Below are 25850 nucleotides of genomic sequence, written 5' to 3'. Positions count from 1 at the left end.
TGGAAGACCCCCATTGTGCGCCGCCGGCCGTGAGCCGGGTGTTGCCGGCACAGTCGACGGATCGTGTACTCAGCCGTTGTCCTGCCGCGCCAGCTGCAGGTCGCGCTGGCGCCGCTTCTCGGCACGGGCATTGATGTACCAGCCGATCACCGCGGCGATCGATACCGCCGACACCAGCAGCGTGGCCAGTGCATTGATCTTCGGGCTGATGCCCATGCGCACCGACGCAAACACCTTCATCGGCAGCGTGGTCGAGCCCGGCGTGGCGACGAAGCTGGCCACCACCACGTCATCCAGCGACAGGGTGAACGCCAACAGCCAGCCCGCCACCAGCGCCGGCGCGATGATCGGCAGGGTGATGCGGGTGAACACGGTCAGCCGGCTGGCCCCCAGGTCCATCGCCGCTTCTTCCAGCGACAGATCCATTTCCTGCAGCCGCGAAGACACCACCACGGTGACGAAGCACAGGGTGAAGGTGACGTGCGCGATCCAGATGGTGGCCAGGCCGCGCGCCGGGAAGCCCGGAATCGCGCCCATCGAGGCCAGCAGCGCCATCAGCGAGAAGCCCAGGATCACATCCGGCATCACCAGCGGCGCGGTGACCAGCGCACCGAACAGCGGCTTGCCACGGAAGCGCTTGAAGCGGGTCATCACCATCGCCGCCAGCGTGCCCAGCACGGTGGCGGTACAGGCGGTCCAGAACGCCACCACCAGGCTGGTCCACATCGCATCCATCAGCGCGCGGTCGGCGAACAGGTCACTGTAGGCGCGGGTGGAGAACCCGGCCCAGACCATCGCCAGCCGCGAGCTGTTGAACGAATAGAACATCAACAGCAGGATCGGCAGGTACAGGAAGGCGAAGCCGAGCAGCAGCACGCCCAGCCCCAGGCCCTTGGCGGTACGCGGGCTCATGCCTGCTTCCCTTCCAGCAGGCGCTGCTGGGATCGGTTGAACAGCAGGATCGGCACCAGCAGCAACAGGATCATCGCCACCGCCATCGCCGAGGCACCCGGCCAGTTGCGGTTGTTGAAGAACTCGTTCCACAGCTGGCGGCCGACCATCAGCGTCTCCGAGCCACCCAGCATTTCCGGAATCACGAATTCACCCACTGCCGGGATCATCACCAGCATGCAGCCGGCGATGATGCCGGCCTTCGACAGCGGCAGCGTGATGCGGAGGAAGGCCTGCCATGGCCTGGCACCCAGGTCGTAGGCCGCTTCCAGCAGGCGGTGGTCATGCTTGACCAGGTTGGCGTACAGCGGCAGCACCATGAACGGCAGGTAGCAGTAGACGATGCCGATGTAGGCGGCGGTCGGCGTATCGATCAACTGCAGTTTCGGCAGGCCCATCGACGTCATCAGCGTCTGCAGGCCGGTGAACTGCAGGAACTGGTCAAGCAGGCCGTTGCGGTCCAGGATCGCCTTCCACGCATACACGCGGATCAGGAACGAGGTCCACGACGGCAGCACCACCAGCATCATCGCCACGTTGCGTGCGGCCGGCGACAGGCGGGCGATGGCGTAGGCCATCGGGTAGCCGATCAGCAGGGTCAGGAAGGTGGCGATGGCCGCGATCCTGATCGAGCTCAGGAAGGCCTGCGCATAGATCGAATCGCGGAACAGCGCCAGGTAATTCTCCAGGTTCAGCTTCAGCGAGAACCCGCCGTCCCCGTACTGCAGCAGCCAGGTATACGGCGGCGAGCCGACCCGGCTGAGCGAGAAACTGATCATCAGCACGATCAGGAACGGCACTGCGAAGAACAGCAGCAGCCACAGGTACGGAATGCCGATCACCGTGGCACGCAGCCCCGGCAGCCAGCGCTTCAGGCCGGCGACGCTCATGAGGTGAGCACCACGCCGTCGTTGTCGCGCCAGTGCACCCACACCTCGTCGCCCCAGGTGAAGCCATCACTGGCCCAGCGCTGCGAGTTGGCGAAGTTGGCCAGCACCTTGGCGCCGCTGGGCAGGCGCACGTGATACACCGAGTGGCTGCCGAAGTAGGCGATGTCCTCGATCACGCCCTGCGCCTTGTTGGTGTGCCCTTCCGGCTCGTCCTTGCCGATCATCACCTTCTCCGGGCGCAGCGCGAATGCGACCGGCTGCCCTTCGTAACAGGTGATGCCATGGGCGATGTAGATCGGCGCCGGGAACAGCGGCGAGCGCACGGTCACGTACTCGGGCAGGTCCTCGTCGATCACCCCATCGAACAGGTTGACCGAACCGATGAACTCGGCGACGAAGCGGTTGGCCGGCTGCTCGTAGACCTCGTCCGGCTTGCCGACCTGCTGGATCCAGCCGGCATCCATCACCGCGATGCGGGTGGCCATGGTCATCGCTTCTTCCTGGTCGTGGGTGACCATCACGCAGGTCACGCCCGACGATTCGATAATGCTGACCAGTTCCAGCTGCATCTGCGAGCGCAGCTTCTTGTCCAGCGCGCCCATCGGTTCGTCCAGCAGCAGCAGCTTCGGCCCCTTGGCCAGCGACCGCGCCAGCGCCACGCGCTGCTGCTGGCCACCGGACAGCTGGTGCGGCTTGCGTTTGCCCAGGTGGCCCATCTGCACCAGGTCGAGCATTTCGCCGACGCGCTTGCTGATCGCGTCCTTGCCCAGGCCATCCTGCTTCAGGCCGAAGCCGATGTTCTGCTCGACCGTCATGTGCGGGAACAGGGCGTAGGACTGGAACATCATGTTGACCGGCCGCTGGTACGGCGGCAGCGCGTCCAGGCGCTGGCCATCGACGGTGATGCTGCCCTTGGTGGGCGTCTCGAAGCCGCCCAGGCAGCGCAGCAGGGTCGACTTCCCACTGCCGGAGCCACCGAGCAGGGCAAAGATCTCGCCCTTGCGCACGTCCAGGTTGACGTCGTCGACGGCGACGAAACCGTCGAATTCCTTGCGCAGATCACGAATGGAGAGATAGCCGGGCGCACCGGTCGTGTCGACGACGGCGGCTACCGGCTGGGCTTCAACGGGCATGGGGGCTCCGGGAGCGGGCGGTGGACAGCGGCGGCCATTCTAACGGCCGGGGGCCGAAGGGGATATGACGGGAGTGGGTGGAAGCGGCCGCTGGCCCGCCCAGGGCCCCCGAGGGCGTGTCAGTTTTCCCCGCGATGGTGGCCTGTCCGCCCCAAGGCCCGGGCTCCCCTGGACGACCCTGCAGCCGTCCCGGCCAGACACTGCGGGCGGCAGCCCGATCTGCAACATTTTTCAGAACGGGATCCATTGAAAGCCCCGGACATTCCCCGCGCAATGTCCCGCATCTAGGCCTTGCATGGACCGCCCCTGGTGATTTCCCCGGACAGCCCCTCCCCTTTCCCGCCCCGCCTGCCGGGCTGCCTGCCTGCACGGCTGCCGCTGGTCATCATCGGCGCCGGCCAGGCCGGGTTGTCGCTCAGCGCGCTCCTGCAGGAGGCCCGCGTCGAGCATCGCGTGCTGGAGGCCGAAACCGTGGGCGCCAGTTGGCGGCGGCGCTGGGATTCGTTCCAGACCAACACCGCCAACGCGACGATGGCCCTGCATGGCCATGCCTATGCGGGGGATGACCCGGAAGGGTTCATGGGGGCCCCGGAAGTGATCCGACGGCTGCGCGACTATGCCGACGAGCGCGCGTTGCCGATCAGCGAGGGGTGCGTGGTCCATCGGGTCGGGCCGGAGTCCGGTGGCTATGCCATCGACAGCAGCCGGGGGCTGATCCATGCCCAGGCGGTGGTGGTCGCCACCGGTGAATACCGCCGGGCGCGGTTGCCCCGGGCCCCTTTCGCGCCCGCAGCAGGCCTCACCGTGCTGCACTCCAGCGACTACCGCAGTCCCGGCCAGCTACCCGCGGGCGCGGTGCTGGTCATCGGCGGCGGCCAGTCCGGCGCACAGATTGCCCAGGACCTGTGCGACGCTGGTCGCAGCGTGTACTGGTCATTGGCCGATCGTCATTCGCACACCCGTCGGCTGCGCGGCAAGGACTCGATGACCTGGTGGGACATGGCCGGGCGCATCCATCAACACGTAAGCCAATCGGCGGCCGTACTGGCAGGCGAGCCGGACGCGCTGCGCAAGGCCCGCACCGCAGAGTTCCCCCTGATTTCCGGCAAAGGAAGTGCCGGCCTGGGCAGTTCGATCAGCCTGCTGGCGATGCACCGCGCAGGGATCAGGTTGCTGGGACGGTTGCAGGAATTCAATGGAAACACCGCCCGCTTCGCCGATGTCCGCCCGCAACTTCGCACCGCGATCGAAGCGACGCGGGCCGAGTACGCCTATCTCGATTCGCTGGCCAGCGCGTACTACGCCACGCGGCCCGAACCGCGCACCGACGATGCCCGCTACATTCCCGAAGAGGTCTATCTGCACTGGGAGCCGGACATAGCCCCGGATGAACTGGATCTGCAGGCGGCAGGCATCCGCTCGGTGGTGCTGGCCACCGGTTTCGTCGCCGAGTGGCCCTGGCTCGATGTGCAGGGCGCGCTGGATGCCCACGGCTATCCGCTGGGCGAGTTTGGCGTTTCCCCGCAACCGGGCTTGTTCTTCATCGGCATGCACAACCTGCAGCGGATGAGTTCGTCGTTCCTATGCAACGGCGGCCGCGATGCACGCGACCTGCTGCCGGCCATCCTGAGGCACCTTGGCCAGGCCGACGGTACCGATTCCGGCACGGTGAAGCGGTGAAGCAAGGCGGCCGCCGGGCAAGGCCCGGCGGCGCCAGACCGGCTTAACGGCCGGTCTTCACCTCGGTCCACAGCCGGGTGTAGAGCTTGTCGGTCTCCGGCGTGTTGATCGAGTAGGTGAACATCTTCTCGGCCACGTCGGCCGGCGGGTAGATCGTCGGGTCGGTGCGGATCGCCTCGTCCACCAGCGGTGTCGCGGCCGGGATCGGGTTGGCGTAGTGGATGAAGTTGGTGTTGGCCGCGGCGACCTTCGGTTCCAGCAGATAGTTGATGAACCTGTACGCCGCTTCCGGGTGCTTGGCGTCCTTCGGGATCGCCAGCATGTCGAACCACTGCGGCGCACCTTCCTTCGGGATCGAATAAGCCACGTGCACGCCATTGCTGGCTTCCTCGGCGCGGTCGCGGGCCTGGATGATGTCACCCGACCAGCCGACCACCAGGCAGGTGCCGCCATTGGCCAGCGAACCGACGTACTGCGAGGAGTGGAAGTTCTGCACGTACGGGCGGATCGACTTCAGCAGGTCGGCCGCCTTCTGCAGCTCGGCCGGGTCGCCGCTGTGCGGATCCAGGCCCAGGTAATGCAGCGCGATCGGGATCATGTCGGCCGGCGTGTCCAGGATGGTCACGCCGCAGTCCTTCATCTTGCTGATGTTCTCCGGTTTGAACACCAGGTCCCAGCTGTTGGCGATATCGGTGCTGCCGCCGAAGCGCTGCTTCAGCATGTCCACGTTGTAGCCGATGCCGGTGGTGCCGATCATGTACGGCACGCCGTACTGGTTGCCCGGATCCTGGGTGGCGATGCGCTTCATCACCGCCGGATCGAGGTTGGCCAGGTTCGGGATCTTGCTCTTGTCCAGCGGCAGGAACACGCCGGCCTGGATCTGGCGGCCGAAGAAGTTCAGGGTCGGCACCACCACGTCGTAGCCGCTGTTGCCAGCCAGCAGCTTGGTCTCGACCATCTCATCGCTGTCGAACACATCGTAGGTCACCTTGATGCCGCTCTCCTTCTCGAAGGTCGGAATGGTGTCCTCGGCGATGTAATCGCTGTAGTTGTAGACGTTCAGGACCTGGCTGTCCTGCGCGCCGTCGTTGCCACCGCCACAGGCGGCAAGCATGGCGGAGGCCAGGCCGAGCGTGAGGATACGCAGCTTCATCGGGTGCTCCAGAATGCGGGAAGGGGGGCCGGCGGGGCCGGCGACGGGTGCCAGCCTACCCCCCGGCGGCGGATTTTTCTATTCCAGATGCTCAGACGTTCAGCAGCAGGAACTCGCGCTCCCACGAGCTGATGACGCGGAAAAAGGTCTCGTATTCCTTGCGCTTGACCGAGATGTAGGCGCGGCAGAAACGCTCGCCCAGCAGGGCCTGGAGCTCGCTGCACTGCTCCAGCCCGTCCAGTGCCTCGCCCAGCGAGCGCGGCAGGTTGTAGCCCAGTTCCTTCGCGCTGCCGGTCACCGGCGCGTCCGGCGCCAGCCGCTCGCGGATGCCGAGCAGGCCGCAGGCCAGGGTCGCGGCCATCGCCAGGTAGGGGTTGGCGTCGGAGCCGGCGAAACGGCTCTCCACGCGCATGTTTTCCGGCGTATCCAGCGGCACGCGCAGGCCGCAGGTGCGGTTGTCGAAGCCCCAGTGCACGTTGCTCGGCGAGACTTCGCCGAACACCAGGCGCCGGTAGGAATTCACGTTCGGCGCGAAGAACGCCATCGCCTGCGGCGCGTACTTCTGCAGGCCGCCCAGGTAGTGGCCGAACACCGGGCTGAACTCGCCCTCAGCATCGGTCTCGCCAGCGAACACATTGCTGCCATCGCTCACCCGCACCAGGCTCTGGTGGATGTGCATGGCACTACCGGGCTCGTTCTCCATCGGCTTGGCCAGGAACGTGGCGTACACCCCGTGGCGCATCGCCGCCTCGCGCATGGTGCGCTTGAACAGGAACACCTGGTCGGCCAGGTCCATCGCATCGGCATGGGTGAAATTGACCTCCAGCTGTGCTGCGCCGGATTCGTGGATCAGCGTGTCCACGTCCAGCTTCATCGCATCGGCGTAGTCGTACATCAGGTCGAGGATCGGGTCGAACTCGTTGACCGCGTCGATCGAGTACGACTGCCGCGCGGTCTCCGGGCGCCCCGAGCGACCGGCCGGTGGCAGCAGCGGGAAGTCCGGGTCGGTGTTCTTCTGCACCAGGAAGAACTCCAGCTCCGGCGCCACCACCGGGCGCAGGCCCAGTTCCGCATAAGCCGCCAGTACGCGGCGCAGCACGTTGCGCGGCGCAAGCTCGTGCGGTTCGCCGCTCTTGGTGTAGCAATCGTGGATGACCTGTGCGGTGGCATCGGCTGCCCACGGCACCATGCGCACCGTATCCGGGTCAGGGCGCAGCATCATGTCCGAGTCCGACGGCGAGGTCAGCTCGTAGTAGTCGTCAGGGAACTCGCCGGTGACGGTGGTGGCGAAGATGCCTTCCGGCAGGCGCGTGCCGTAGTCGTGCGAGAACTTGTCGGCAGGAATGATCTTGCCGCGGGCGTTGCCGGTGATGTCCGGCACCAGGCATTCCACCTCGGTGATGCGCCGCTCCTTCAGCCAGCGCAGCAGGCTGCTTTCCTGCGGTGCGGGGGGCGTGGCCGTCTTGCGCGGGCGCGTTCGGGAACTCATCGGGAATCCAGTCGGTTCTGTTGGTGCTGCCGGCAAGCTTGGCCGAACGCACGGAAAATAGCGTGATAGAACGGCGTCTGCGTGACACGCCACTCCGGATGCCACTGTACGCCGAGCACAAATCCATGGTGCAGGGTGCGCGCCGCCTCGACCAGTCCGTCATCGGCCATGGCCTCGACCTGCAGGCCCTGCGCGAGGCGGGCGATGCCCTGTCCGTGCACCGAATTGATCTGCGCGCGGCCACTGCCGTGCCACTGCGCCAGCCAGCCGTCGGCGGCCAGGGTCACCGCATGGGCCGGCCCATACTGCACGTCCACCGGCGCCCGCGGGTCTTCGCGATGGTCGGCCAGGCCGGGCACCGCATGCACCTGCGGATGCAGGCTGCCGCCCAGTGCGACGTTCAGCTCCTGGAAGCCCCGGCAGATCGCCAGCACTGGCAGGTCCAGCGCCAGCGCCTCGTGCAGCAGCGCGAAGGCATTGGCATCGCGGGCAGGGTCATGCGGATTGCCTGGCCAGCTGCGGCCGCCTTCGTAGTGCTGCGGTTCGATGTTGCTGACCGCGCCGGTCAACAGCAGGCCATCGAGCCCAAGCAGCCAGTCGCTGGCCGGCAACGGTGGCTGCAGGCTCGGCAACACCACCGGGGTCACCTCGGCCGCCTCGGCCAGCGCGCGCACATACTTCTCGCCGGCCACCGCGAAACGGTGGTGGCCGAGCACGGTGCTGTCGGTGGGCAGGCCCACCCAGGGCAGGCGGCGCATGGGAAGACTCCTTGGCGTGCCGACACGTTACCCGTCGCCTGGCAACGGCGGCAAGTCGCTGCCGTCACACCACAGCTGCCATGCATCGGCGAAACTACCGGGGTGAACGCTGATCGACCTGCCCTGCTCCGCCCTCCCGCACTGCACCCGCGAGGCCTGCAGTGAGCGCCGCCTTTCCGCCCAGCTGGTATGCCTCCAGCCTGCCCGAACCGCCCGCACTGCCCGCGTTGCAGGGGCAGGTGCAGGCCGACGTTGCGGTGCTGGGCGCCGGCTATACCGGCCTGACCGCCGCACTGGAGCTGGCCGCGCGTGGCCAGCGTGTGGTGGTGCTGGACGCACAGCGGATCGGCTGGGGCGCGTCCGGCCGCAATGGTGGCCAGGCGCTGGTCGGCTATGGCTGCGAGGTGGACGAACTGGAGCGTCAGCTTGGCCGTAACGATGCGCGCCATCTGTTCGACTGGTCGCGCGACGCAGTACAGGCGATGCGCAGGCGCATCGATCGCCATGGTATCGACTGCCATTGGGTGGAGGGCCACGCCAGCGTCGCCATCCGCGAGCGCCATGAGCGCGACCTGCGCGCCAACTGCGAGCATCTTCAGCGCCACTACGACTACCCGATGCAGTGGTGGGACCGTGATGCGCTGCGCGCACAGCTGGACAGCCCGCGCTACCGCGCCGCGATGTTCGATCCGCACAGCGCGCACCTGCACCCGCTGGCCTATGCGCGTGGCCTGGCCGATGCGGCACGTGCGGCCGGCGTGGTGATCCACGAGAACTCCGCAGTGACCCGCGTGCAGCGCGGACCGCAGCCCACCCTGCATACCGCGCAGGGAAGCGTGCGCGCTGCGCATCTGGTGGTGGCCGGCAATGCCTGGCTGCAGGGCCTGCTGCCCGACCTGGAACGGCGGATCATGCCGGTCGGCACCTATATCGGCGCCAGCGCGCCGCTGGGGGCCGAGCGCGCCCGCGCCCTGATCGGCAACAACATGGCCGTGGCCGACACCGCGTGGGCACTGGACTATTTCCGCCTCAGCCACGACCACCGGCTGCTGTTCGGCGGCCGCGCCAGTTACTCGGCGTTGCCCCCACCCGGCCTGCACAGGGTGATGCAGCGGCGCATGCACCAGGTGTTTCCACAACTGGCCGACGTGCCGCTGGAGCAGGTCTGGGGCGGTTACGTGGACATCACCCGCAACCGCGCTCCGCATTGGGGCCGGCTGGACGGCAACCTGTACTTCGCGCAGGGGTTCTCCGGCCATGGGGTGGCCGCCGCCGGGCTGGCCGGCGAGGTCATCGCCGCCGCGATTGCCGGCCAGAGCGAGCGCCTGGACGTGTTCCAGCGCCTGCGGCATGCGCCTTTCCCCGGCGGCCGGCTGCTGCGCACGCCGCTGCTGGTGGCGGCGATGTCCTGGTACAAGCTGCGGGATGCGTTGTGGTGAAGATTCCGCATCTCCTGGATTGAACGCTCTGACAGGCGCACCGCAGCGCTGATCGTGCTGCACACGTCACAGATTTTCACGCAACATCTGTGATGGATGGTTGGTCAACTCCCTAAATGCGCCGCGGTGCAATTGCATAATCGTTCGCAGACCGATAACGTCCTGAGAAACCGGGCCTCGCGGCGAATGGAAGCTGACAGGGGACACGTAGGAGAGGGGGACGTGCGATTGGACTGGTGGAAAGAAGGATTGTTGCTGAAGGTGCGCATTCGTCCGGCTGGCCTGATGCTTGCCTTGCTTTATGCAGTTGCCTATTGGGCAACCCGACAGCTGTCGCTGGATCAGTTCTATTTGCCAGCCGGCATCCGGGTGGCGGCCGTACTGTTGTGCCCGCCGCGCCTGTGGCCGTATCTGCTGCTGGGCGAATATGCGTACTTTGCACAGTCCCGCGTGCCAATGATCGAGAAGTACGGCCTGACATGGGTCATTGTTGCCTCCGCGTTCCTCATGCCCGCAGTGATGTTGATTGTGAAGCTGCAACGGCGACTGATGGCGGAGTCGCAGACGATCGGCCTTTTGTTGATTGCCGCCGCTTCCAGCGTCGTAGTTACGCTGCTGAACCTCAGCTTTTCCCATCTGCTCTGGCCAACACCCCCTTCCACGCCCTTCCTGACCAGTGCGGCGCGTTACAGCGTGGGCGACTTCATCGGCATTCTGACGGTGGCCCCCATCGCCATGCTGTGGGCGCGACAGGACCTGGGGCAGGAGTGGAACGCTGGACGAAAGACCCCGATGCTGGCGGCACTTTCATCGATGCTCCTGATCGGGATAGCAGCAACTCAACTGCCCGCAGACTGGGTTGCGCTGAAGGCAACGCTCCTGCTGCTGCTGGCACTCCCCGCGGCCGCACTTACCTGCCTGTATGGCTGGAAGGGTGCCGCCCTTGCAGTACCGGTGCTCAACATGGTCATCGGCCTGACCACGCCCAACACCCATCCCACCGCATTCGATCCCGCGGCCTTCATCACCCAGCAGATCATGGCGATCAGCGGCATCGTATTGCTGTTGCTCGGATCACGCATCACCCACTTCTACCATCGTTACAGGCTGCGCGAGATGGGGGAAAGGGACGCCATCCATCTTGCGAGGAGCTCGCAATTGGCCAGCGAGATGGAGCTGCGTGAGCGTGCCCTGCACCTTCGCAAGCTCGGCGACGGCATTGATACCTCACTGGTGGAGCTGGCCGACTGGCTCAAGGCCCAGGGACATCACGCAGTGGCCAGCAGCCTTCTGCATACTTCGAATGTACATTCGCGGCTCCTTCGCGAACAGACAAGCATGGTCTATCCCTCGGGTCTGGAGCATCTTGGGCTTTACGTGGCTTTGCAGGCTGGTGGCATCCGTGAGTCGTGGACGCTGACGGAGCGCGTTCTCCGCCCTGATCTGAAAGGCGACCCCTGCAACCTGAGCGTGGAACTGCAGTTGGCCGCTTACCGGACACTGATTGATGCAGTCTCCATTCTTCTCAAGCATGAAGGTGGACAGATTCGCATTCGTGCAAGATGCGGCGGAATGGGCTCCAGGCGCGGAATCCTCATGGTCGTGTCGCTGCTGGAGTCGCGTCGGCGCCTTTCCCAGCAGACAACCATGGCAGCGTTCGAGCGGCTGACCGGGCGAACCCTGCCCTATGACGGGACCGTTGACTGCTATCGCAACCGGGTCAGGATCCTGTTCCTCGACCGTGAAACAAAACTTGAGACACAGCCCAGTGCTCCATCACGGTACAGCTGCCCTGCACCCTCTGCGCTGCAGTAGCGCATTTCACAGTCAAGCGATCGGATCGAACCAAGGCAGCGGTATCGCATGAACGTCCCGCTCATCCCGCTGGCCAAAGGCGTCATGGGCACCCGGCGAACATCCGGGTGCCCATGCAGTCTGACACTGAAGCTCTCCGATATCCCGGCAACAGGCGGTATCAGGGTGCCTCTACCGCCCACAAGACATCAGCTCCGCTTGCATATCTGACCAGCGTGAATGCGGGGGACCGATAGACAACCGTCCTGGTGGCTTTGGCGGGAACAGGCAGGCGCTGCTCAGGCAACGACACCTTCGCAGATGGGTCACCTGCCGGCAGTACCCAGAACGTGCCCGCAGCATTGCCGATCACGATGTGCACGTGGCCCGCGAGATCGTTTACCTGGAAATAATCCATACCATCGCGCTCGAACCCATAGACCAACCAGCCGGGATCCACGCTCAGGTCCTGTGCCTGCGGAATCGACTGGCCGAGTCCTTGGCCGGCCATCTTGATTCCATGGTCGTCACTCGGGGCAAAAGCAAGAACGGATACCGGCACCAACATCAACGCACCAGCAAATGCATGAATTCGGAAATTTCCCACACTAACCTCCAGGTTGGATGCAATACGGATCAAGCAGGATGCTACCCCCAATCGCATCAGCATATACCGGGCGGACTCCGTAAAGCCCATGGGACATAATCGACTGGATCGATGCAAACCCATGCCACGCCGATGCAGCGTCCGAAATCGCCAATACCCGTAGCGAAACCCGCCCACGGTGCGGGTCAGCTGCATCTGCGACAAATGACCTAGACAGGCGCGTGTAACAGCAGGACATTGTCGATTGCGCGATAGTGAACACAGTGGACAGCATCAACTGCCGAATGTAGCGGGTGCAACGGCTGCAACGTGATCGAACCGAGGACGCGCTGATTGTGGATGATTCACCGTCCGCTGGTGGCTATGCCGACGCACTGCTGACCGTGTAGGGCCACGAAGCGCAGGAAGCCGGCAATTGCAGCGCAAAGGGAGGCCAGACACCTCGATTGCGCCCTTCTCCGACTGTCGATAATGTCTACGGACGTGGCCAGTCATCATTGGCCGGGAGGCAAGAGGCGGGGCTTGGACCGATTCAAAGAAGCAATTGAACTGAGCTTCCGGATCCGACCCGTCGGAATCGCACTCGCGGCCGTCTACGCTTTGAGCTGCCTTGTCTCGCGTCAGTTCTCGCTGGATCAGTTCTTCCTGCCAGCGGGCATCCGGGCAGCGGCACTCCTGATCGTCCCGACCCGCCTGTGGCCCTACCTGCTGCTTGGCGAGTACGCCTACTTCGCAACCCTGCGCATCCCCATGATCGACAGCTACGGCCTGGCCTGGGTCATCCTGGCCTCGACGCTGCTGATGCCGATGGCGATGCTGGTGGTCCACCTGCACCGCATGAGAATGCCATCGGAGTCCGCCGCCGGCCTCTGGCTGCTGTCGCTGACCTTCTGCACGGCGTTGTTCGTCCCGGTTCTCAATATGGGCATTTCATTCGCCCTGTGGTCGAACCCGCCGCCGAGCAACCTGCTTAGCGCAGTTGATCGCACGATCTTTGGCCACTTCGCCGCCATCATTACCCTCGTGCCACTGGCATTCCTCTGGTTGCGACGAGACGCGGCCCCCAATTGGACGCGCCGCTTTGCTGCACCTACGGTCACGGCCATCCTGGTGATGCTGGTCCTGGCCCTGTGCATGCAGCTTACGGCCATCAGCGCCCACACCACACGCACCCACCTGGTGCTGCTGTCCTCCCTACCGGCGATCGCCCTGACCTTCATGCATGGGTGGCGTGGCGCTGCCATCGCGATTCCGCTGTTGAACCTTCCACTCCATTTCGCCACTCCCAGCACCGGCCTACCGTCCTCGTTCGACCTGGGCACCTTCGCCACCCAGCAGAACATGGCCGTGATGAGTGTCGCACTGCTCGCCCTGGGATCCAGCATCAGCTATCACCACGAACGTGCACGGTCCCGTGGACTGGCTGAGGAAACCACATTGTGCTTGGCACGTAGTTCGCATCAGATCCGTGAGCGTGAACTTCGCGAGCGCGCCTCCCATCTCAGGCAACTCGGCGAAGGCATGGACAGCTCGCTCGGCGAGATGGTCAGCTGGCTGAAGGCGCAGGGGCATCATGCGGTGGCCAACAGCCTGCAGCACGCCTCATCCGTGCACACGCGGCTGTTCCGTGAACAGGCCAGTCTGGTCTACCCCACGGGGCTGGAGCAGGTTGGGCTGTATATCGCGCTACGCGTTGGCGGCGCGTGCGAGAACTGGGACAACTCCCATCGCGTGATACCGCCCCGGCTGGAGGGGAACCCCTGCATGCTGACTGTTGACCTGCAGCTCGCCATCTATCGCTCGCTGATCGAGGCGGTGTCGCTGCTGCTGGAGCTGGAGTCGGGACAGGTCAGCGTGCGCGCCCGGAGCGGCCAGGCTGGCGACCGCCGCGGCATTGTGGTGGTCGTGGGCCTGCTTGACCGCAGCTGCACGCTGTCGAGTGGGACCGTTCAGCAGGCCACGGAGCGTCTGGCCGGCCGGATAATGGCCTACGGCGGTACGGTGCATTGCCGTGGCAACCGGCTCCGGTTCGTCCTGCACGAATCCATTGCGGGCACAGCGGCGTCATTCACATCGCCCGCCTGATCGCCGAACGACACGCAGGGCATACTGCCCCGCTAAAGTTACACCCGAAACCGCCGCTATCCGTGCCGAGCCCCTCCCTCGTGAGCCACCGCATCATGCCCGTGCTGCCGCAGGCCGCCGTCGATGGCGACCTGGCCGATCCGCTGCCGCAGCGGATCCTGCTGGTCGAAAACTCCCGTGCGTTCACCGGCATGCTGCGCGAAGCCATCGAGCAGCGCCTGGAACTGCCGGTGGTGATTGCCTCCACCCTGGCCGAGGCCGACCGGCTGCTCAGCGAAGGCGGGGGCTGGTTCCTGGTGCTGACCGGACTGGTGCTGGCCGACGGCGACCGCGATGCAGTGGTCGAGTTCTTCCTCAAGCGCGACCTGCCGACGGTGGTGGTCAGCGGCGTTTACGACGAGGACCTGCGCAAGCGCGTACTACAGCAGCAGATCATCGACTACGTGCTGAAGAATACCCCGGGCAGCATCGACTACCTGGTGTGGCTGGTGCAGCGGCTGGAACGCAACCGGCGCATCGCCGCGCTGGTGGTGGACGATTCGCCGTCCGCACGTGGCTATGCCGCCGCCCTGCTGCGGATGTATGGGCATGAGGTGCACGAAGCCGCCGACGGCAACGAGGGCCTGGCTGCTATCGAGGCGCATCCGGCGATCCGCCTGGCGGTGGTCGACCAGGAAATGCCCGGCATGCAAGGCGTGGAATTCACCCGTCGCCTGCGCACCCTGCGCTCGCGCGACAAGGTGGCGGTGATCGGCATCTCCGGCAATACCGACGCCTCATTGATCCCGCGCTTCCTGAAGAACGGCGCCAACGATTTCCTGCGCAAGCCGTTCTCGCGCGAGGAGTTCTTCTGCCGCGTCTCGCAGAACGTGGACCAGCTGGAACTGATCGGCACCCTGCAGGACCTGGCCACCCGCGACTTCCTCACCGGCCTGCCCAACCGGCGCTTCTTCCTGGAGCAGAGCCAGCGCCAGCTGCCGCAGCTGCAGCTGCACGGCCAATGCGTGGCGGTGGCGATGATCGACATCGACCACTTCAAGCACATCAACGACACCCATGGCCACGAAGCAGGCGACGACGCGCTGCGCGCGGTGGCCGGCGCGGTGACCGCGCATGCACGCAGCCACGACCTGATCGCGCGCTTCGGCGGCGAGGAGTTCTGCCTGCTGGTGCCAGACATGGAACAGGACGAGGCGCTGCTGTACTTCGAGGAGCTGCGCCAGCGCATCGCCGCACTGGAGGTGGACATCGGCACCGCTACCCTGCGCATGACGGTCAGCATCGGCCTGTGCTGCCTGCGCCCGCAGCGCGATGCGCTGCACCGGCTGATCTCCGAGGCCGACCGCCAGCTGTACCTGGCCAAGGCCGGTGGCCGCAACCGGGTCAGCTGCACCACGGTGGCCAGCCCGCTGCGTCCACGCGAGCCTGCGCTGACCTGACCGGCTCGCTTTGATCCAGATCAACGCCGTTCCCGCACGGCAGCTCTACAGTCGGCCCCGACATACGCATGAAGGGGAGCCGGGGATGGCACTACTGGTCTGGCAGGACGATCTGAACATCGGCATCGATGTGATCGACCAACAACACCGCCGCATCATCGAGATGCTCAACCACCTGCACGTGGCGCAGACCAGCCTGCAGCGTGCAGCGGTGGGTGAAGTGATCGACGAAGTCGTCGACTACACCATGTCGCACTTCGCGTTCGAGGAAGAGCTCATGGAGGAGGCGGGCTACCCGTTCTGTGCAGCGCACAAGCGCGTGCATGAGATCTTCATCAAGCGCGTGGCCGAGTACCGGTTGCGCTTCCAGGCCGGCGAGGACATCAGCGACGAACTGCGCACCATGCTCTCGCGCTGGTTGTTCAACCACATCCGCGGCGATGATCAGGCCTATGCCGAACAGGTCAAGGCGCACCTGAACCAGTTCACCCGCGAGCACCAAGGCGGTGGCTGGCTGGGACGCACGCTCAAGCGCTTCTTTGGCTGAACCGCAGCGCGCGCCGGTGCAGTGCCACCAGCGCGCACAGCGTCGCTGCCGCAGTCAGGCACAGGTAGTAGCCGACCGCGACCAGGCCGAAGCGTTCGGCCAGCCAGGTGGCCAGGTACGGCGCCGGTGCCGCACCCAGAATGCCGGCCAGGTTGAATGACAGCGATGCGCCGGTGTAGCGCACCTCCACCGGGTAGATCTCGGCCAGGAAGGTACCGCAGGGGCCATAGGTCAGGCCCATCAGGAACAGGCCCAGGCACAGGAAGGCGGTGACCATCCACGGGCTGTGCGGCTGGAACAGCGGCGCGAACAGCACGCCAAAACCGATGATCAGCACGCTGGCCACGATCATCGTGCGGCGCGTCCCCCAACGGTCGCCATAGCGCGCCGACAGCGGGATGCCCAGCGCGAAGAACAGCATGCCGGCCATCTGCATCAGCAGGAACTGCTCGCGGCTGTAACCCAGCACGGCCGTGCCGTGGCCGAGGCTGAACACGGTCATCAGGTAGAACAGCACGAAGGTGGCGAACGCGCCCAGGGTACCCAGCAGCATCGGCACCGGGTGGTCACGCAGCACCGTCCACATCGGCAGCCGCACCGGCGCCTTGCGCTCCAGCGCCTGCTTGAAGTCGGGGGTCTCGTGGATGTTCAACCGCACCCACAGGCCGAGGCCGACCAGCAGCGCGCTGGCCACGAAAGGAATGCGCCAGCCCCATTGCAGGAAGTCGGCCTGGCTCAGGCAACGGCCAAGCACCAGGAAGATGCCGGCCGACAGCAGGAAGCCGAGCGGTGCACCCAGCTGCGGGAACATGCCGTACCAGGCACGCTTGCCCGGCGGTGCGTTCTCGGTGGCCAGCAGCACTGCCCCGCCCCACTCCCCGCCCAGACCCAGGCCCTGGCCGAAACGGCACAGCGCCAGCAGCGCCGGCGCCCACAGCCCGATCTGTGCGTGCGTCGGCAGCAGGCCGATCAGCACCGTGGACAGCCCCATGGTCAGCAGCGCAGCCACCAGGGTGGCCTTGCGGCCGATGCGATCGCCGAAATGGCCGAACACTGCCGAGCCAACCGGGCGTGCGATGAAGGCCACCGCGAAGGTTGCCAGCGACTGCAGCAAGGCTGCCTGTTCGCTGCTGTCCGGGAAGAACAGGTGCGGGAACACCAGCACCGCGGCCGTGGCGTAGATGTAGAAGTCGAAGAACTCGATCGTGGTACCGATCAGGCTGGCCAGCAGAACACGACGGGGGGAATTCACGGGCGGCGCGGCAGCGGTGATCGTCGACATCGGCAACATGGGAAATGGCAGATCGCCCGATTCTGCCACGGGCAGGCGGCGGTACGGCACGATGGTTTCAGCCGACACCGATGCCAACGAGGGGCCAGGCGCCTCTGTAACGTCGAGCCATGCTCGACGGTTCTTCTCTTCGCGAGATGCAGCCGAGCATGGCTCGGCTCTACAGAAGAACGAACGGCAGTCGAGCATCCCTCGACTCTACAGAGAGCGAACAGCCGTCCAGCAGTCGCGTCGTTACAACTGGATCCAGGTGGCCTTGATCTCGCTGTACTTGTCGAACGCATGCAGCGATTTGTCGCGCCCGTTGCCGGACTGCTTGTAGCCACCGAACGGAGCGGTCATGTCGCCGCCATCCCAGCCGTTCACCCATATGCTGCCGGCGCGCAGCTGGCGCGCGACGCGGTGGGCCCGCCCCAGGTCCCGTGTCCACAGGCCGGCGGCCAGGCCGTAGCGGCTGTCATTGGCCACGCGCACCGCTTCGGCCTCGTCTTCGAACCCCAGCACGGCCAGCACCGGCCCGAACACTTCCTCGCGCGCCAGTGCCTGCTCCGGACGCACCTGGTCGAACACGGTGGGCTGGACGTAGCTGCCGCCGGCTTCCACTTCGGCGCGCCGCCCACCCAGCAGCAACCGGGCGCCCTCGCCTTCGGCGCGCGCGATATCGTCCATCACCTTGTCCAGGTGCGCGGCATCCACCAGCGCACCCATCGGCGCATCGGGGTCCAATGGATGGCGGGGGTGCATGTGCTGGCCATAGGCAACCACCTGATGCACGAAATCCTCGCGGATCGAACGCTGTACCAGAAGCCGCGAACCTGCGGTACAGACCTCGCCCTGGTTGAAGAAGATACCCTGTGCCACCGCCTTCGCGGCGGCGTCCAGATCAGGGGCGTCGGCGAACACCACATGCGGGCTCTTGCCGCCACACTCCAGCCAGACCCGCTTGAGGTTGGATCGCCCGGAACACTGCAGCAGCTTCGCGCCCGTGGCGGTGGAGCCGGTGAAGGCGAGCACGTCCACATCCATGTGCAGGGCCAACGGCTCACCGACGCGCGCACCGTACCCCGGCAGCACGTTCAGCACGCCCTCTGGCAGGCCCGCTTCGGCGGCCAGCGCCGCCAGCCGCAACGCACTCAAGGGCGAGCGCTCGGACGGCTTGAGCACCACCGAGTTGCCCATGGCCAATGCAGGCGCGATCTTCCAGCAGGCCATCAGCAGCGGAAAGTTCCACGGAACGATCGCGGCCACGACCCCGGCGGCCTCGCGCGTGACCAGTCCCAGTTCGTGCGGGCCGGTCGGCGCGATCTCGCCGTACAGCTTGTCCACGGCCTCGGCGGTCCAGCGCAGGCAGCGCACCGCGCCTGGCAGGTCGATGCGGCGCGCATCACGCACCGGCTTGCCCATGTCCAGGGTTTCCAGCAGGGCCAGCTCGTCGGCGTGCTTTTCCACCAACGCCGCCAAGGCCAGCAGCACGCGCTTGCGATGGGACGGGCTTGCCTGCGACCAGTGCCCCGCCTCGAAGCTGCGCCGCGCGGCCAGTACCGCGCGCTCCACGTCCTGCGCGTCGCAGTCGGCGACCGCCCCCAGTACGCGACCGTCGATCGGGCTGACGCAGTCGAAACGGGCGCCGCTGGCTGCATCGACATAGCGGCCATCGATGAAGGCCTGGCCTGGCATCGACAGCTGGAGGGCCAGCGCCTGCCAATGGCTGCGGTCGGGAAAATCGGCCATGGGAAGCTCCAGCATTCAACGAGCCTTGGTTATACTGGGGTCACCGCGACTCCGCCGTGACGTGGCTGCGCTACATTCGTCGCATCGGACCCGACGGAGCTGGCATGAAGCGTCCCGGAAGCGACCTGCACGACCTGACCACACAGCGCCCCGAGTCACTGGACGCTTACTGGATGCCATTCACCGCCAACCGCCAGTACAAGGCGGCACCACGCATGCTGGTCCGCGCCGAAGGCATGCACTACGAAGACATCGATGGCCGACAGATCCTTGACGGCACCGCCGGCCTGTGGTGCTGCAACGCCGGCCACGCGCGACCGCGCATCGTCGAGGCCATCGCCGGGCAGGCACGCACGCTCGACTACTCGCCCGCTTTCCAGATGGGCTCGCCGCCGGCCTTCGCGCTTGCACAGCGGCTGGCCGCACTGGCTCCGGCCCCGCTCAACCATGTGTTCTTCACCAGCTCCGGCTCGGAGGCGGTGGATACCGCGATGAAGATCGTGCTGGCTTACCACCGCCAGCGTGGCGAGGGCCAGCGCACGCGCTTCATCAGCCGCGAGAAGGCGTATCACGGCGTCGGTTTCGGTGGCATGGCACTGGGCGGTCTGCCCAACAACCGCAGGGCGTTCGGCCTGCAGCTGGGGGGCGTGGACTATCTGCGCCACACCCTGGACCTGCAGCGCAACGCGTTCAGCAGGGGCCTGCCGCGCCAGGGCGCGGAGCTGGCCGACGACCTGGAACGGCTGATCGCGCTGCATGACGCCTCGACGATTGCCGCCGTCTTCGTCGAGCCCATCGCCGGCTCCGCCGGGGTGATCCTGCCCGCGCCCGGATACCTGCAGCGCCTGCGCGAATTGTGCGACCACCACGGCATCCTGCTGGTGTTCGATGAGGTCATCACCGGTTTCGGCCGGGTCGGCATGCCCTTCGCCGCACAGCGCTTCGGGGTCACCCCGGACCTGCTGACCTTTGCCAAGGCGGTCAGCAACGGCGCGGTTCCGCTGGGCGGCGTGCTGGCCAGCGACGCCGTGCATGCCACGCTGATGCAGGCCCCGCCACAGGCCATTGAGCTGTTCCACGGCTATACCTACTCGGGACACCCGCTGGCCTGCGCCGCAGCGCTGGCAACACTGGACGTCTACGCCGAGGAGCGCCTGTTCGAGCGCGCCATCGAACTGGGCGAGTACTGGCAGGAACGGCTGCACGCGCTGCAGGGCCTGCCCAACGTGATCGACATCCGCAACTTCGGCCTGGTCGGCGCGGTCGAGCTGGCACCGCGCCGCGATGCACCTGGCAGCCGCGGCTACGAGGTGTTCCGGCGCTGCTTCCACGATGGCCGGCTGCTGGTGCGCTGTACCGGTGACATCATCGCGCTGTCGCCGCCGCTGATCGTGGACAAGGCACAGATCGACCAGATCACCGGCACGCTGGGCGAGATGATCGGGGCCACCGCCTGAGCCCGGGCCGGTGGTGGCGAGCGGGTACAATGGGCGGTTCCGCTCCTGCTCGCTGCCGTGCCCATGGATATCGTCGTCAAAGAAGAACTCAAGGCCTACATCGACCCGCTGACCGCGGACGAACATGACGCGCTGGAGCGCAGCATCCTGGCCGAAGGCTGCCGCGATGCGCTGGTGCTGTGGGGTAATGTGCTGGTCGATGGTCACAACCGTTTCGGCATCTGCCAGAAGCATGGCCTGCCCTTCAACACCGTGCAGAACACGCGCTTCCAGAGCATGGAAGACGTGCACCTGTGGATGATCGAACAGCATCTGGGCCGTCGCAGCGTGTCCGATTTCCAGCGCGGCGTGCTGGCGCTGCGCAAGCGCGACATCCTGGCCGCCCGCAAGCAGGTCGAGCAGGCGCAGCTGCAGCGCGAGAGCGACGGTACCGCCGAAATCGCCGATGAGGCGGGCGAAGACAGCCCGCCGTGGGAGCCGGCACCGAAGCTCAGCCGCGCCGAGCTGGCCCGCGAAGCCAAGCTGAGTACCAGCCAGGTCGGCATGATCGAGCGGATCCACGCCCAGGCTGCACCCGAAGTGGTGGAGGCAGTGAAGGCCGGCGTGATCTCGATCAGCGCCGCTGCAGCCGTGGCCGACCTGCCCGAAGAGGAGCAGCGCGCCGCCGCCGCCGGTGGCAAGGACGAGCTGAAGCAGGCGGCCAAGCGCGTGCGCGAATCCAAGCGCAAGCCGCGCGCGCCGAAGCCGGACGCGGCCGAGATGGACTTCGAGGAGCCCAGCGAGGACGAGATCGTCAGCCGCGACGCCGAAGTGCTGTTGGCGCTGGAACAGCTGGGCGAGGATGCCCCGGCCCTGCGCCGCCGCGTGGTCGCGTTGACCCGCGAGAACGACACCCTGCGCGCGCAGCTGGCCGCGCTGCGCAAGCAACTGGAAGCGCTTTAAAAACGCGCGGATCTCTCATGTAGAGCCGAGCCCATGCCCGGCTGCGGTTTGCCGCGCGCAAGGCAGCCGAGCATGGGCTCGGCTCTACAGGCAGGCATCACCAGGCTGCGGTTAGACTCGTGCAATGACGCCTGCCCACGATCCGCGCCGCGCCCAGCTGCGGCGCCTGAAAGCCCTCGCACTGGGCCTGCTGCTGTTGATGCTGGCCGGATTCGCGGTCAGCCATTGGTACGGCGAACGCGGCATCTGGGCCTGGGTTTCGGCCTTCTGCGAGGCCGCTGCGGTCGGCGCGCTGGCCGACTGGTTCGCGGTCGTTGCGCTGTTCCGGCGGCCAATGGGCCTGCCGATTCCGCACACCGCGATCATCCCGCGCAGCAAGGAGCGCATCGGCGACAGCCTGGCGCTGTTCGTGCGCGACCAGTTCCTGGAACCCGGTGTGCTGCTGGCCAAGCTGCAGGTGTTCGATCCGGCCAGCCGTCTCGGCAGCTGGCTGTCCGACCCGGCACGCTCGCGGATGCTGGCCGACATAGCCCGCAGCTGGGCGCTGCAGGCACTGGATTTCTTCGACGAAACCGCGGTACGCCGGCAACTGCACGCCTTCGTGGTGCAGCAGCTGCGGCAGTGGAATGCCGCTGCCACCGCCGGTGAACTGCTGGCCCTGCTGACCGCCGATGGACGCCACCAGCGCGTGCTGGACGAGGGCCTGCAGCGGCTGGGGCGCTGGCTGGAGCAGCCGGAGGTGAAGGAACGCGCCTCGCAGCTGATCGTGCGCTACATCCAGCGCGAATGGCCGACGCTGTCGAGCACGGTGAACTGGGTCAAGCCGATCGACGAGATCGGCGACAGCCTGGCCGAGCGCCTGGCGCGGGCGGTACTGGAAGAACTGCAACAGGTGCTGGCCGAGCCGCAGCATCCGCTGCGCCAGGACTATGAGACCTGGCTGCAGAACTACGTGCAGCGCCTGCGCGAAGACCCGGCGCTGGCCGAGCGCATCGAACAGCTCAAGCAGGACATGATCGACCACCCCGCCCTGCAGGACTACGTGCAGGGGCTGTGGGCGCGCATCCATGCCAGCCTGCGCGCCGACCTGCAACGCGAGGACTCGGCACTGGTCGGCCACCTGCAGCGCAGCCTGGCGTCGCTGGGCAGCAGCCTGCAGGCCGACCCGGCCCTGCGCGAGGCCCTCAACCAGCACCTGCTGGAAGGTGCGCAGCGCCTGACCGGGCGCCTGCGCGAGGGCGTGACCACGCATATCGCGCAGACCGTGAAGGGCTGGGACGAGCGGCACCTGGTCGAGCAACTGGAACTGAGCGTGGGTCGCGACCTGCAGTTCATCCGCTTCAACGGCACCCTGGTGGGCGGGTTGATCGGCCTGCTGCTGCATGCGGCAACCGCGGTGTTCAGGTTCTAGCCCCGGCCAACGCCCACGATCAGCACGCTTGATTCATGAAATGCGAATACATATCATTTACTGATCGGTTGTACGCTTAGCCAAACGGGTACGAAAAACGTGCCCATCGCCCGTGTACTGCCCCGACTTCTGGGCTGCCCGTCTGCGCGGGCAGTGCTTCGTCGATGGGACACGCTGGGCGACATGCGCAGGGCGCAAGGGGGCCGCGGACGCGTTCCATCCCTTCTCCAACCTGCAGGAACGCCGTGGACCGCTCGCCCACCCCCGCCAGCCCCCGCACCTTGTTCTCCAACCCGCGCTGGGGCGTGCTGTCACGCGCTTTGGCCGCGATTTTCGGCGGCTATGCGCTGGCCTCGATGACCAGCGTGTTCTGCGCGGTGGCGTTGCCCGGCGCGCGCGGCCAGACCGTGCTGACCGGCATGCTGCTGGCCATTGTGGTGGCTGCCTGCGCGGCGCTGTGGGCCTTCGCCACCCGCAGCGCGCTGCGGGCCTGGGTCGGCATCCTCGCCCCCGCCCTGCTGATGGCGGCGGTCGCACGCCTGTTGGGAGCCTGGGCATGAAGAACGGATTCCGCCAGTCGATGGCCTGGCTGCATACCTGGACGGGCCTGCTGGTCGGCTGGTTGCTGCTGCTGATCTTCATGGCCGGCACGGCCAGCTACTACCGCGAGGAAATCAGTCGCTGGATGCGCCCGGAGCTGCCGTCCAGCAACGTCAGCATCGACGTGGCCGCGCAGCGCGCGGTGGACTACCTGCAGGCCAATGCGAGCCACGCCGAGAACTGGTTCGTCACCCTGCCGCAGCCGCGCAACCCGGCCATGCAGCTGTTCTGGCGGCTGCCACCGGAACTGGCTGACCCCAGTCGTGGCCGTCGCGGTGGCTTCGGCGACGCCACGCTCGACCCGAACACCGGCCAGGCATTGAAGGCGCGCGAGACCCGTGGCGGCGACTTCTTCTACCGCCTGCACTTCGACCTGCACTACATCCCGGTGTACTGGGCGCGCTACCTGGTCGGGTTCTGCGCGATGTTCATGCTGGTGGCGATCATCACCGGCGTCATCACCCACAAGAAAATCTTCAAGGACTTCTTCACCTTCCGCAAGGACAAGGGCCTGCGGTCCTGGCTGGATTTCCACAACGTCAGCGCGGTGATGGCCCTGCCGTACCACGCGATGATCACCTACACCGGCATCGTCACTCTGATGATCATGTACCTGCCGTGGGGGGTGAAAGTTGCCTACCCGCAGGACGAGGACAAGTTCTTCAGCGAAGCCTTCGGCGGCATGCCAGAGGTGACCGCGCCGGCACAAGGCCGCGCCACGCCGCTGCCGATCGCACAGCTGCTGGACAGCGCGCGTGCACACTGGCACGGCGTGGAAGTAGCCGGCTTCACCGTGTCCAACCCGGGCGCTGCCAATGCGGTGATCGACATCCGCCAACGCGACGGCAGGCGTTTGTCCACCGACACCCCGGCGCTGCGCTACAACATGGTCAACGGTGCGCTGCTGGAAGAGACGCCGCCGTCCGGCGGCGCCACCGCCACCCGTGGCGTGCTGTATGGCCTGCACCTGGCGCGCTTCGCCGACTGGGGCCTGCGCGCACTGTTCTTCCTGTCCGGCCTGGTCGGCTGCCTGATGGTCGCCAGCGGCGTGGTGCTGTGGGCGGTGAAGGAGCGTCCCAGGCACGCCAAGAACGGGCGTACCGGATTCGGCCTGCGCCTGGTCGATGCGCTGAACATCGGCACCGTGGCCGGCCTGCCGATCGCCTTCGCGGCGTACTTCTGGGGCAACCGCCTGCTGCCGCTGCAGATCGCCGAGCGCTCCAGTGCCGAGGCCAACGTGTTCTTCTACGCCTGGGGCGGCGCGCTGCTGGCCGCCTTCATCTGGCCGAAGCGGATGATGTGGGCGTGGCAGCTCTATCTGGGTGCGGCCGCGTTCGCGCTGGTGCCGGTGGTCAATGCGCTGACCACGCACGCGCATCTGGGCATCACACTGCGCAGCGGCGACTGGGTACTGGCCGGCGTCGATCTTTCGATGATCGCGTTCGGCGCGATGCTGGCGCTGTGCGGCTGGCGCATGCAGCGCTGGACGCCACCGCTGAGTGCGGCCGAGAAGAAGAAACGTGCGGCCGCTGCGGCTGCACCGAAGGCATCGGTGAACACTGCGGAAGCGGCCGAAGCGGAGGCCAGCGCATGATGCTGCTGGCACTGGCGCTGTCGTTCTCTGCGTTCACCGCGCTGTCGCTGTCGATGGAAAAGCACCAGCACGACCTGCATGGCAAGGCCGCGGCCGCACCCGCACGGCGGATGCAGTGGCGGGTGCTGGGCTGGGCGCTGCTGGCGGCGGCGTTCGCACTGTGCGTGGCCGACCACGGCTGGGCGATGGGCCCGGTGCTGTGGCTGGGGGCAATGACCCTGGCCGGCGTGACGCTGTCGTTCGGGTTGTACCCGTATCGTCCAACATGGATTGCGCCGCTGGCGATCGCGCTGCCGGTGCTGGGGTTGGTGCTGGAATTGCTGTAGCCGCAGGACGGGGACAGCGGCATCCACGCATGGCGTGGATCTACAATGCCCGTATGGATAGCATGCTGCAGCGGATGTCTGGAATCGGCTTTTTTTCCCGGTTGGGTGAAACACTGCCCATAACGGCCGGCGTCGTCGCCGTTCGGTCGCTGGCCGAAGCACTGCGGACCATCGATACCGATGGTTTCGAATGGATGCCCACCACACTGGGCGATTCGGATCCGTTTCACGGCGCCCTGCCCCATCCCGCCGAACTCGCCGACGCCCGACGCGAACTCAACCGCACGTTGATGCGCGCGCTTTCGGCACTGGATCTGCCGGCACTGCGCTGTGGTGCACATGACCTGCAGCTGGTGGCGCGCGATGGGGCGATGTTCGCCTTCCGGCAACGCCTGCTGGAGATGCATCTCGGCCTGCCGGCACACTGGGAGCCTGTGCTTGCGCTGTACGAACAGGGCCATTGGCCCCTGGCCCATGCGCCGGGGCGATTGTTGGTGCTTTAGGCCGATCCACGCATGGCGTGGATCTACGGA

Annotated in this window: 22 protein-coding genes; 13 read left to right on the top strand and 9 right to left on the bottom strand. The window is 66.4% G+C overall.

Going from position 1 to position 25850, the window contains the following annotated elements; all coding sequences use genetic code 11:
* Positions 1-69 precede the first annotated feature (69 nt).
* From ROV93_RS02050 to potA, 3 genes are read right to left on the bottom strand one after another with little or no spacing between them, the layout of a single operon-like run.
* Positions 70-912 (bottom strand): ABC transporter permease subunit, encoded by an 843-nt coding sequence (locus ROV93_RS02050; RefSeq protein ID WP_005415928.1) that lies wholly within the window; start codon positions 910-912, stop codon positions 70-72.
* Complete coding sequence (locus tag ROV93_RS02045; RefSeq protein WP_072166764.1) at positions 909-1841, bottom strand: ABC transporter permease subunit; 933 nt, start codon at positions 1839-1841, stop codon at positions 909-911. The genes ROV93_RS02050 and ROV93_RS02045 overlap by 4 nt, the downstream gene beginning before the upstream one ends.
* Positions 1838-2974 carry a polyamine ABC transporter ATP-binding protein gene (potA, locus tag ROV93_RS02040; protein WP_072166765.1) on the bottom strand — a complete coding sequence of 379 codons (1137 nt, stop codon included), beginning with the start codon at positions 2972-2974 and terminating at the stop codon, positions 1838-1840. The genes ROV93_RS02045 and potA overlap by 4 nt, the downstream gene beginning before the upstream one ends.
* 291 nt (positions 2975-3265) lie before the next feature.
* Here potA and ROV93_RS02035 point away from each other — a divergent pair, with 291 nt between their 5' ends.
* Positions 3266-4654, top strand: a complete 1389-nt coding sequence (locus ROV93_RS02035; RefSeq protein ID WP_242015857.1) for an NAD(P)-binding domain-containing protein — start codon at positions 3266-3268, stop codon at positions 4652-4654.
* A 43-nt stretch (positions 4655-4697) separates the two neighbouring features.
* Here the strand turns inward: ROV93_RS02035 and ROV93_RS02030 are convergent, their stop codons facing one another.
* The 3 genes from ROV93_RS02030 to ROV93_RS02020 all read right to left on the bottom strand — a co-directional run bounded on the left by ROV93_RS02030 (position 4698) and on the right by ROV93_RS02020 (position 8054).
* Complete coding sequence (locus ROV93_RS02030) at positions 4698-5807, bottom strand: polyamine ABC transporter substrate-binding protein (protein ID WP_072166766.1); 1110 nt, start codon at positions 5805-5807, stop codon at positions 4698-4700.
* Positions 5808-5898: 91 nt separating this feature from the next.
* Positions 5899-7296: a glutamine synthetase family protein gene (locus ROV93_RS02025; RefSeq protein WP_049416306.1), complete on the bottom strand. Its 1398-nt coding sequence runs from the start codon at positions 7294-7296 to the stop codon at positions 5899-5901.
* Positions 7293-8054 (bottom strand): gamma-glutamyl-gamma-aminobutyrate hydrolase family protein, encoded by a 762-nt coding sequence (locus ROV93_RS02020; protein ID WP_072166767.1) that lies wholly within the window; start codon positions 8052-8054, stop codon positions 7293-7295. The genes ROV93_RS02025 and ROV93_RS02020 overlap by 4 nt, the downstream gene beginning before the upstream one ends.
* Positions 8055-8254: 200 nt before the next feature.
* Here ROV93_RS02020 and ROV93_RS02015 point away from each other — a divergent pair, with 200 nt between their 5' ends.
* Both ROV93_RS02015 and ROV93_RS02010 read left to right on the top strand, forming a co-directional pair.
* Entirely contained in the window at positions 8255-9493 is a 1239-nt protein-coding gene (locus ROV93_RS02015) for an FAD-binding oxidoreductase (RefSeq protein ID WP_219629188.1), read from the top strand.
* Between the two features lie 222 nt (positions 9494-9715).
* Entirely contained in the window at positions 9716-11308 is a 1593-nt protein-coding gene (locus tag ROV93_RS02010; protein ID WP_072166938.1) for an MASE1 domain-containing protein, read from the top strand.
* 160 nt (positions 11309-11468) lie between these two features.
* Here the strand turns inward: ROV93_RS02010 and ROV93_RS02005 are convergent, their stop codons facing one another.
* Positions 11469-11927, bottom strand: coding sequence for a hypothetical protein (locus ROV93_RS02005; protein ID WP_229766026.1), 459 nt, complete (start codon positions 11925-11927; stop codon positions 11469-11471).
* A gap of 489 nt (positions 11928-12416) precedes the next feature.
* Between ROV93_RS02005 and ROV93_RS02000 the strand changes: the two genes are divergently transcribed.
* From ROV93_RS02000 to ROV93_RS01990, 3 genes are all read left to right on the top strand, one after another.
* The gene (locus ROV93_RS02000) at positions 12417-13979 is read left to right on the top strand and encodes an MASE1 domain-containing protein (protein WP_312538496.1); all 1563 of its coding nucleotides are present in this window, start codon (positions 12417-12419) and stop codon (positions 13977-13979) included.
* Between the two features lie 95 nt (positions 13980-14074).
* Positions 14075-15418 (top strand): diguanylate cyclase, encoded by a 1344-nt coding sequence (locus tag ROV93_RS01995; protein WP_049416322.1) that lies wholly within the window; start codon positions 14075-14077, stop codon positions 15416-15418.
* A gap of 85 nt (positions 15419-15503) precedes the next feature.
* On the top strand, positions 15504-15965 hold the full coding sequence (locus ROV93_RS01990; RefSeq protein WP_049416324.1) for a bacteriohemerythrin: 462 nt from the start codon (positions 15504-15506) through the stop codon (positions 15963-15965).
* On the opposite strand, the gene ROV93_RS01985 is transcribed toward ROV93_RS01990, so the two are convergent.
* Together ROV93_RS01985 and ROV93_RS01980 are read right to left on the bottom strand one after the other, a co-directional pair.
* The gene (locus ROV93_RS01985; RefSeq protein WP_072166939.1) at positions 15946-17247 is read right to left on the bottom strand and encodes an MFS transporter; all 1302 of its coding nucleotides are present in this window, start codon (positions 17245-17247) and stop codon (positions 15946-15948) included. The genes ROV93_RS01990 and ROV93_RS01985 overlap by 20 nt on opposite strands.
* A gap of 243 nt (positions 17248-17490) precedes the next feature.
* A complete protein-coding gene (locus ROV93_RS01980) occupies positions 17491-18987 on the bottom strand; it encodes an aldehyde dehydrogenase (protein WP_072166770.1) in 1497 nt (498 codons plus the stop codon).
* Between the two features lie 104 nt (positions 18988-19091).
* On the opposite strand from ROV93_RS01980, the gene ROV93_RS01975 reads away from it, so the two are divergent.
* The 7 genes from ROV93_RS01975 to ROV93_RS01945 all read left to right on the top strand — a co-directional run bounded on the left by ROV93_RS01975 (position 19092) and on the right by ROV93_RS01945 (position 25820).
* The gene (locus ROV93_RS01975; RefSeq protein ID WP_072166771.1) at positions 19092-20444 is read left to right on the top strand and encodes an aspartate aminotransferase family protein; all 1353 of its coding nucleotides are present in this window, start codon (positions 19092-19094) and stop codon (positions 20442-20444) included.
* A gap of 63 nt (positions 20445-20507) precedes the next feature.
* Positions 20508-21386 (top strand): plasmid replication/partition related protein, encoded by an 879-nt coding sequence (locus tag ROV93_RS01970; RefSeq protein ID WP_072166772.1) that lies wholly within the window; start codon positions 20508-20510, stop codon positions 21384-21386.
* A 124-nt stretch (positions 21387-21510) separates the two neighbouring features.
* The gene (locus ROV93_RS01965; protein WP_072166773.1) at positions 21511-22797 is read left to right on the top strand and encodes a DUF445 family protein; all 1287 of its coding nucleotides are present in this window, start codon (positions 21511-21513) and stop codon (positions 22795-22797) included.
* A 245-nt stretch (positions 22798-23042) separates the two neighbouring features.
* The gene (locus tag ROV93_RS01960; protein WP_053498676.1) at positions 23043-23357 is read left to right on the top strand and encodes a DUF3649 domain-containing protein; all 315 of its coding nucleotides are present in this window, start codon (positions 23043-23045) and stop codon (positions 23355-23357) included.
* Complete coding sequence (locus tag ROV93_RS01955; protein WP_072166774.1) at positions 23354-24991, top strand: PepSY-associated TM helix domain-containing protein; 1638 nt, start codon at positions 23354-23356, stop codon at positions 24989-24991. Before ROV93_RS01960 ends, ROV93_RS01955 begins: the two co-directional genes overlap by 4 nt.
* On the top strand, positions 24988-25317 hold the full coding sequence (locus ROV93_RS01950; RefSeq protein WP_005415908.1) for a DUF3325 domain-containing protein: 330 nt from the start codon (positions 24988-24990) through the stop codon (positions 25315-25317). Before ROV93_RS01955 ends, ROV93_RS01950 begins: the two co-directional genes overlap by 4 nt.
* A gap of 29 nt (positions 25318-25346) precedes the next feature.
* A complete protein-coding gene (locus ROV93_RS01945) occupies positions 25347-25820 on the top strand; it encodes a hypothetical protein (protein ID WP_061478529.1) in 474 nt (157 codons plus the stop codon).
* Positions 25821-25850: the final 30 nt, after the last annotated feature.

The sequence above is a fragment of the Stenotrophomonas maltophilia group sp. msm4 genome, assembly GCF_032025605.1.
Classification (GTDB): domain Bacteria; phylum Pseudomonadota; class Gammaproteobacteria; order Xanthomonadales; family Xanthomonadaceae; genus Stenotrophomonas; species Stenotrophomonas sepilia.
The sequence above is the reverse complement of the archived record's forward strand: the minus strand, read 5'-3'. Positions and strand labels throughout refer to the sequence as shown.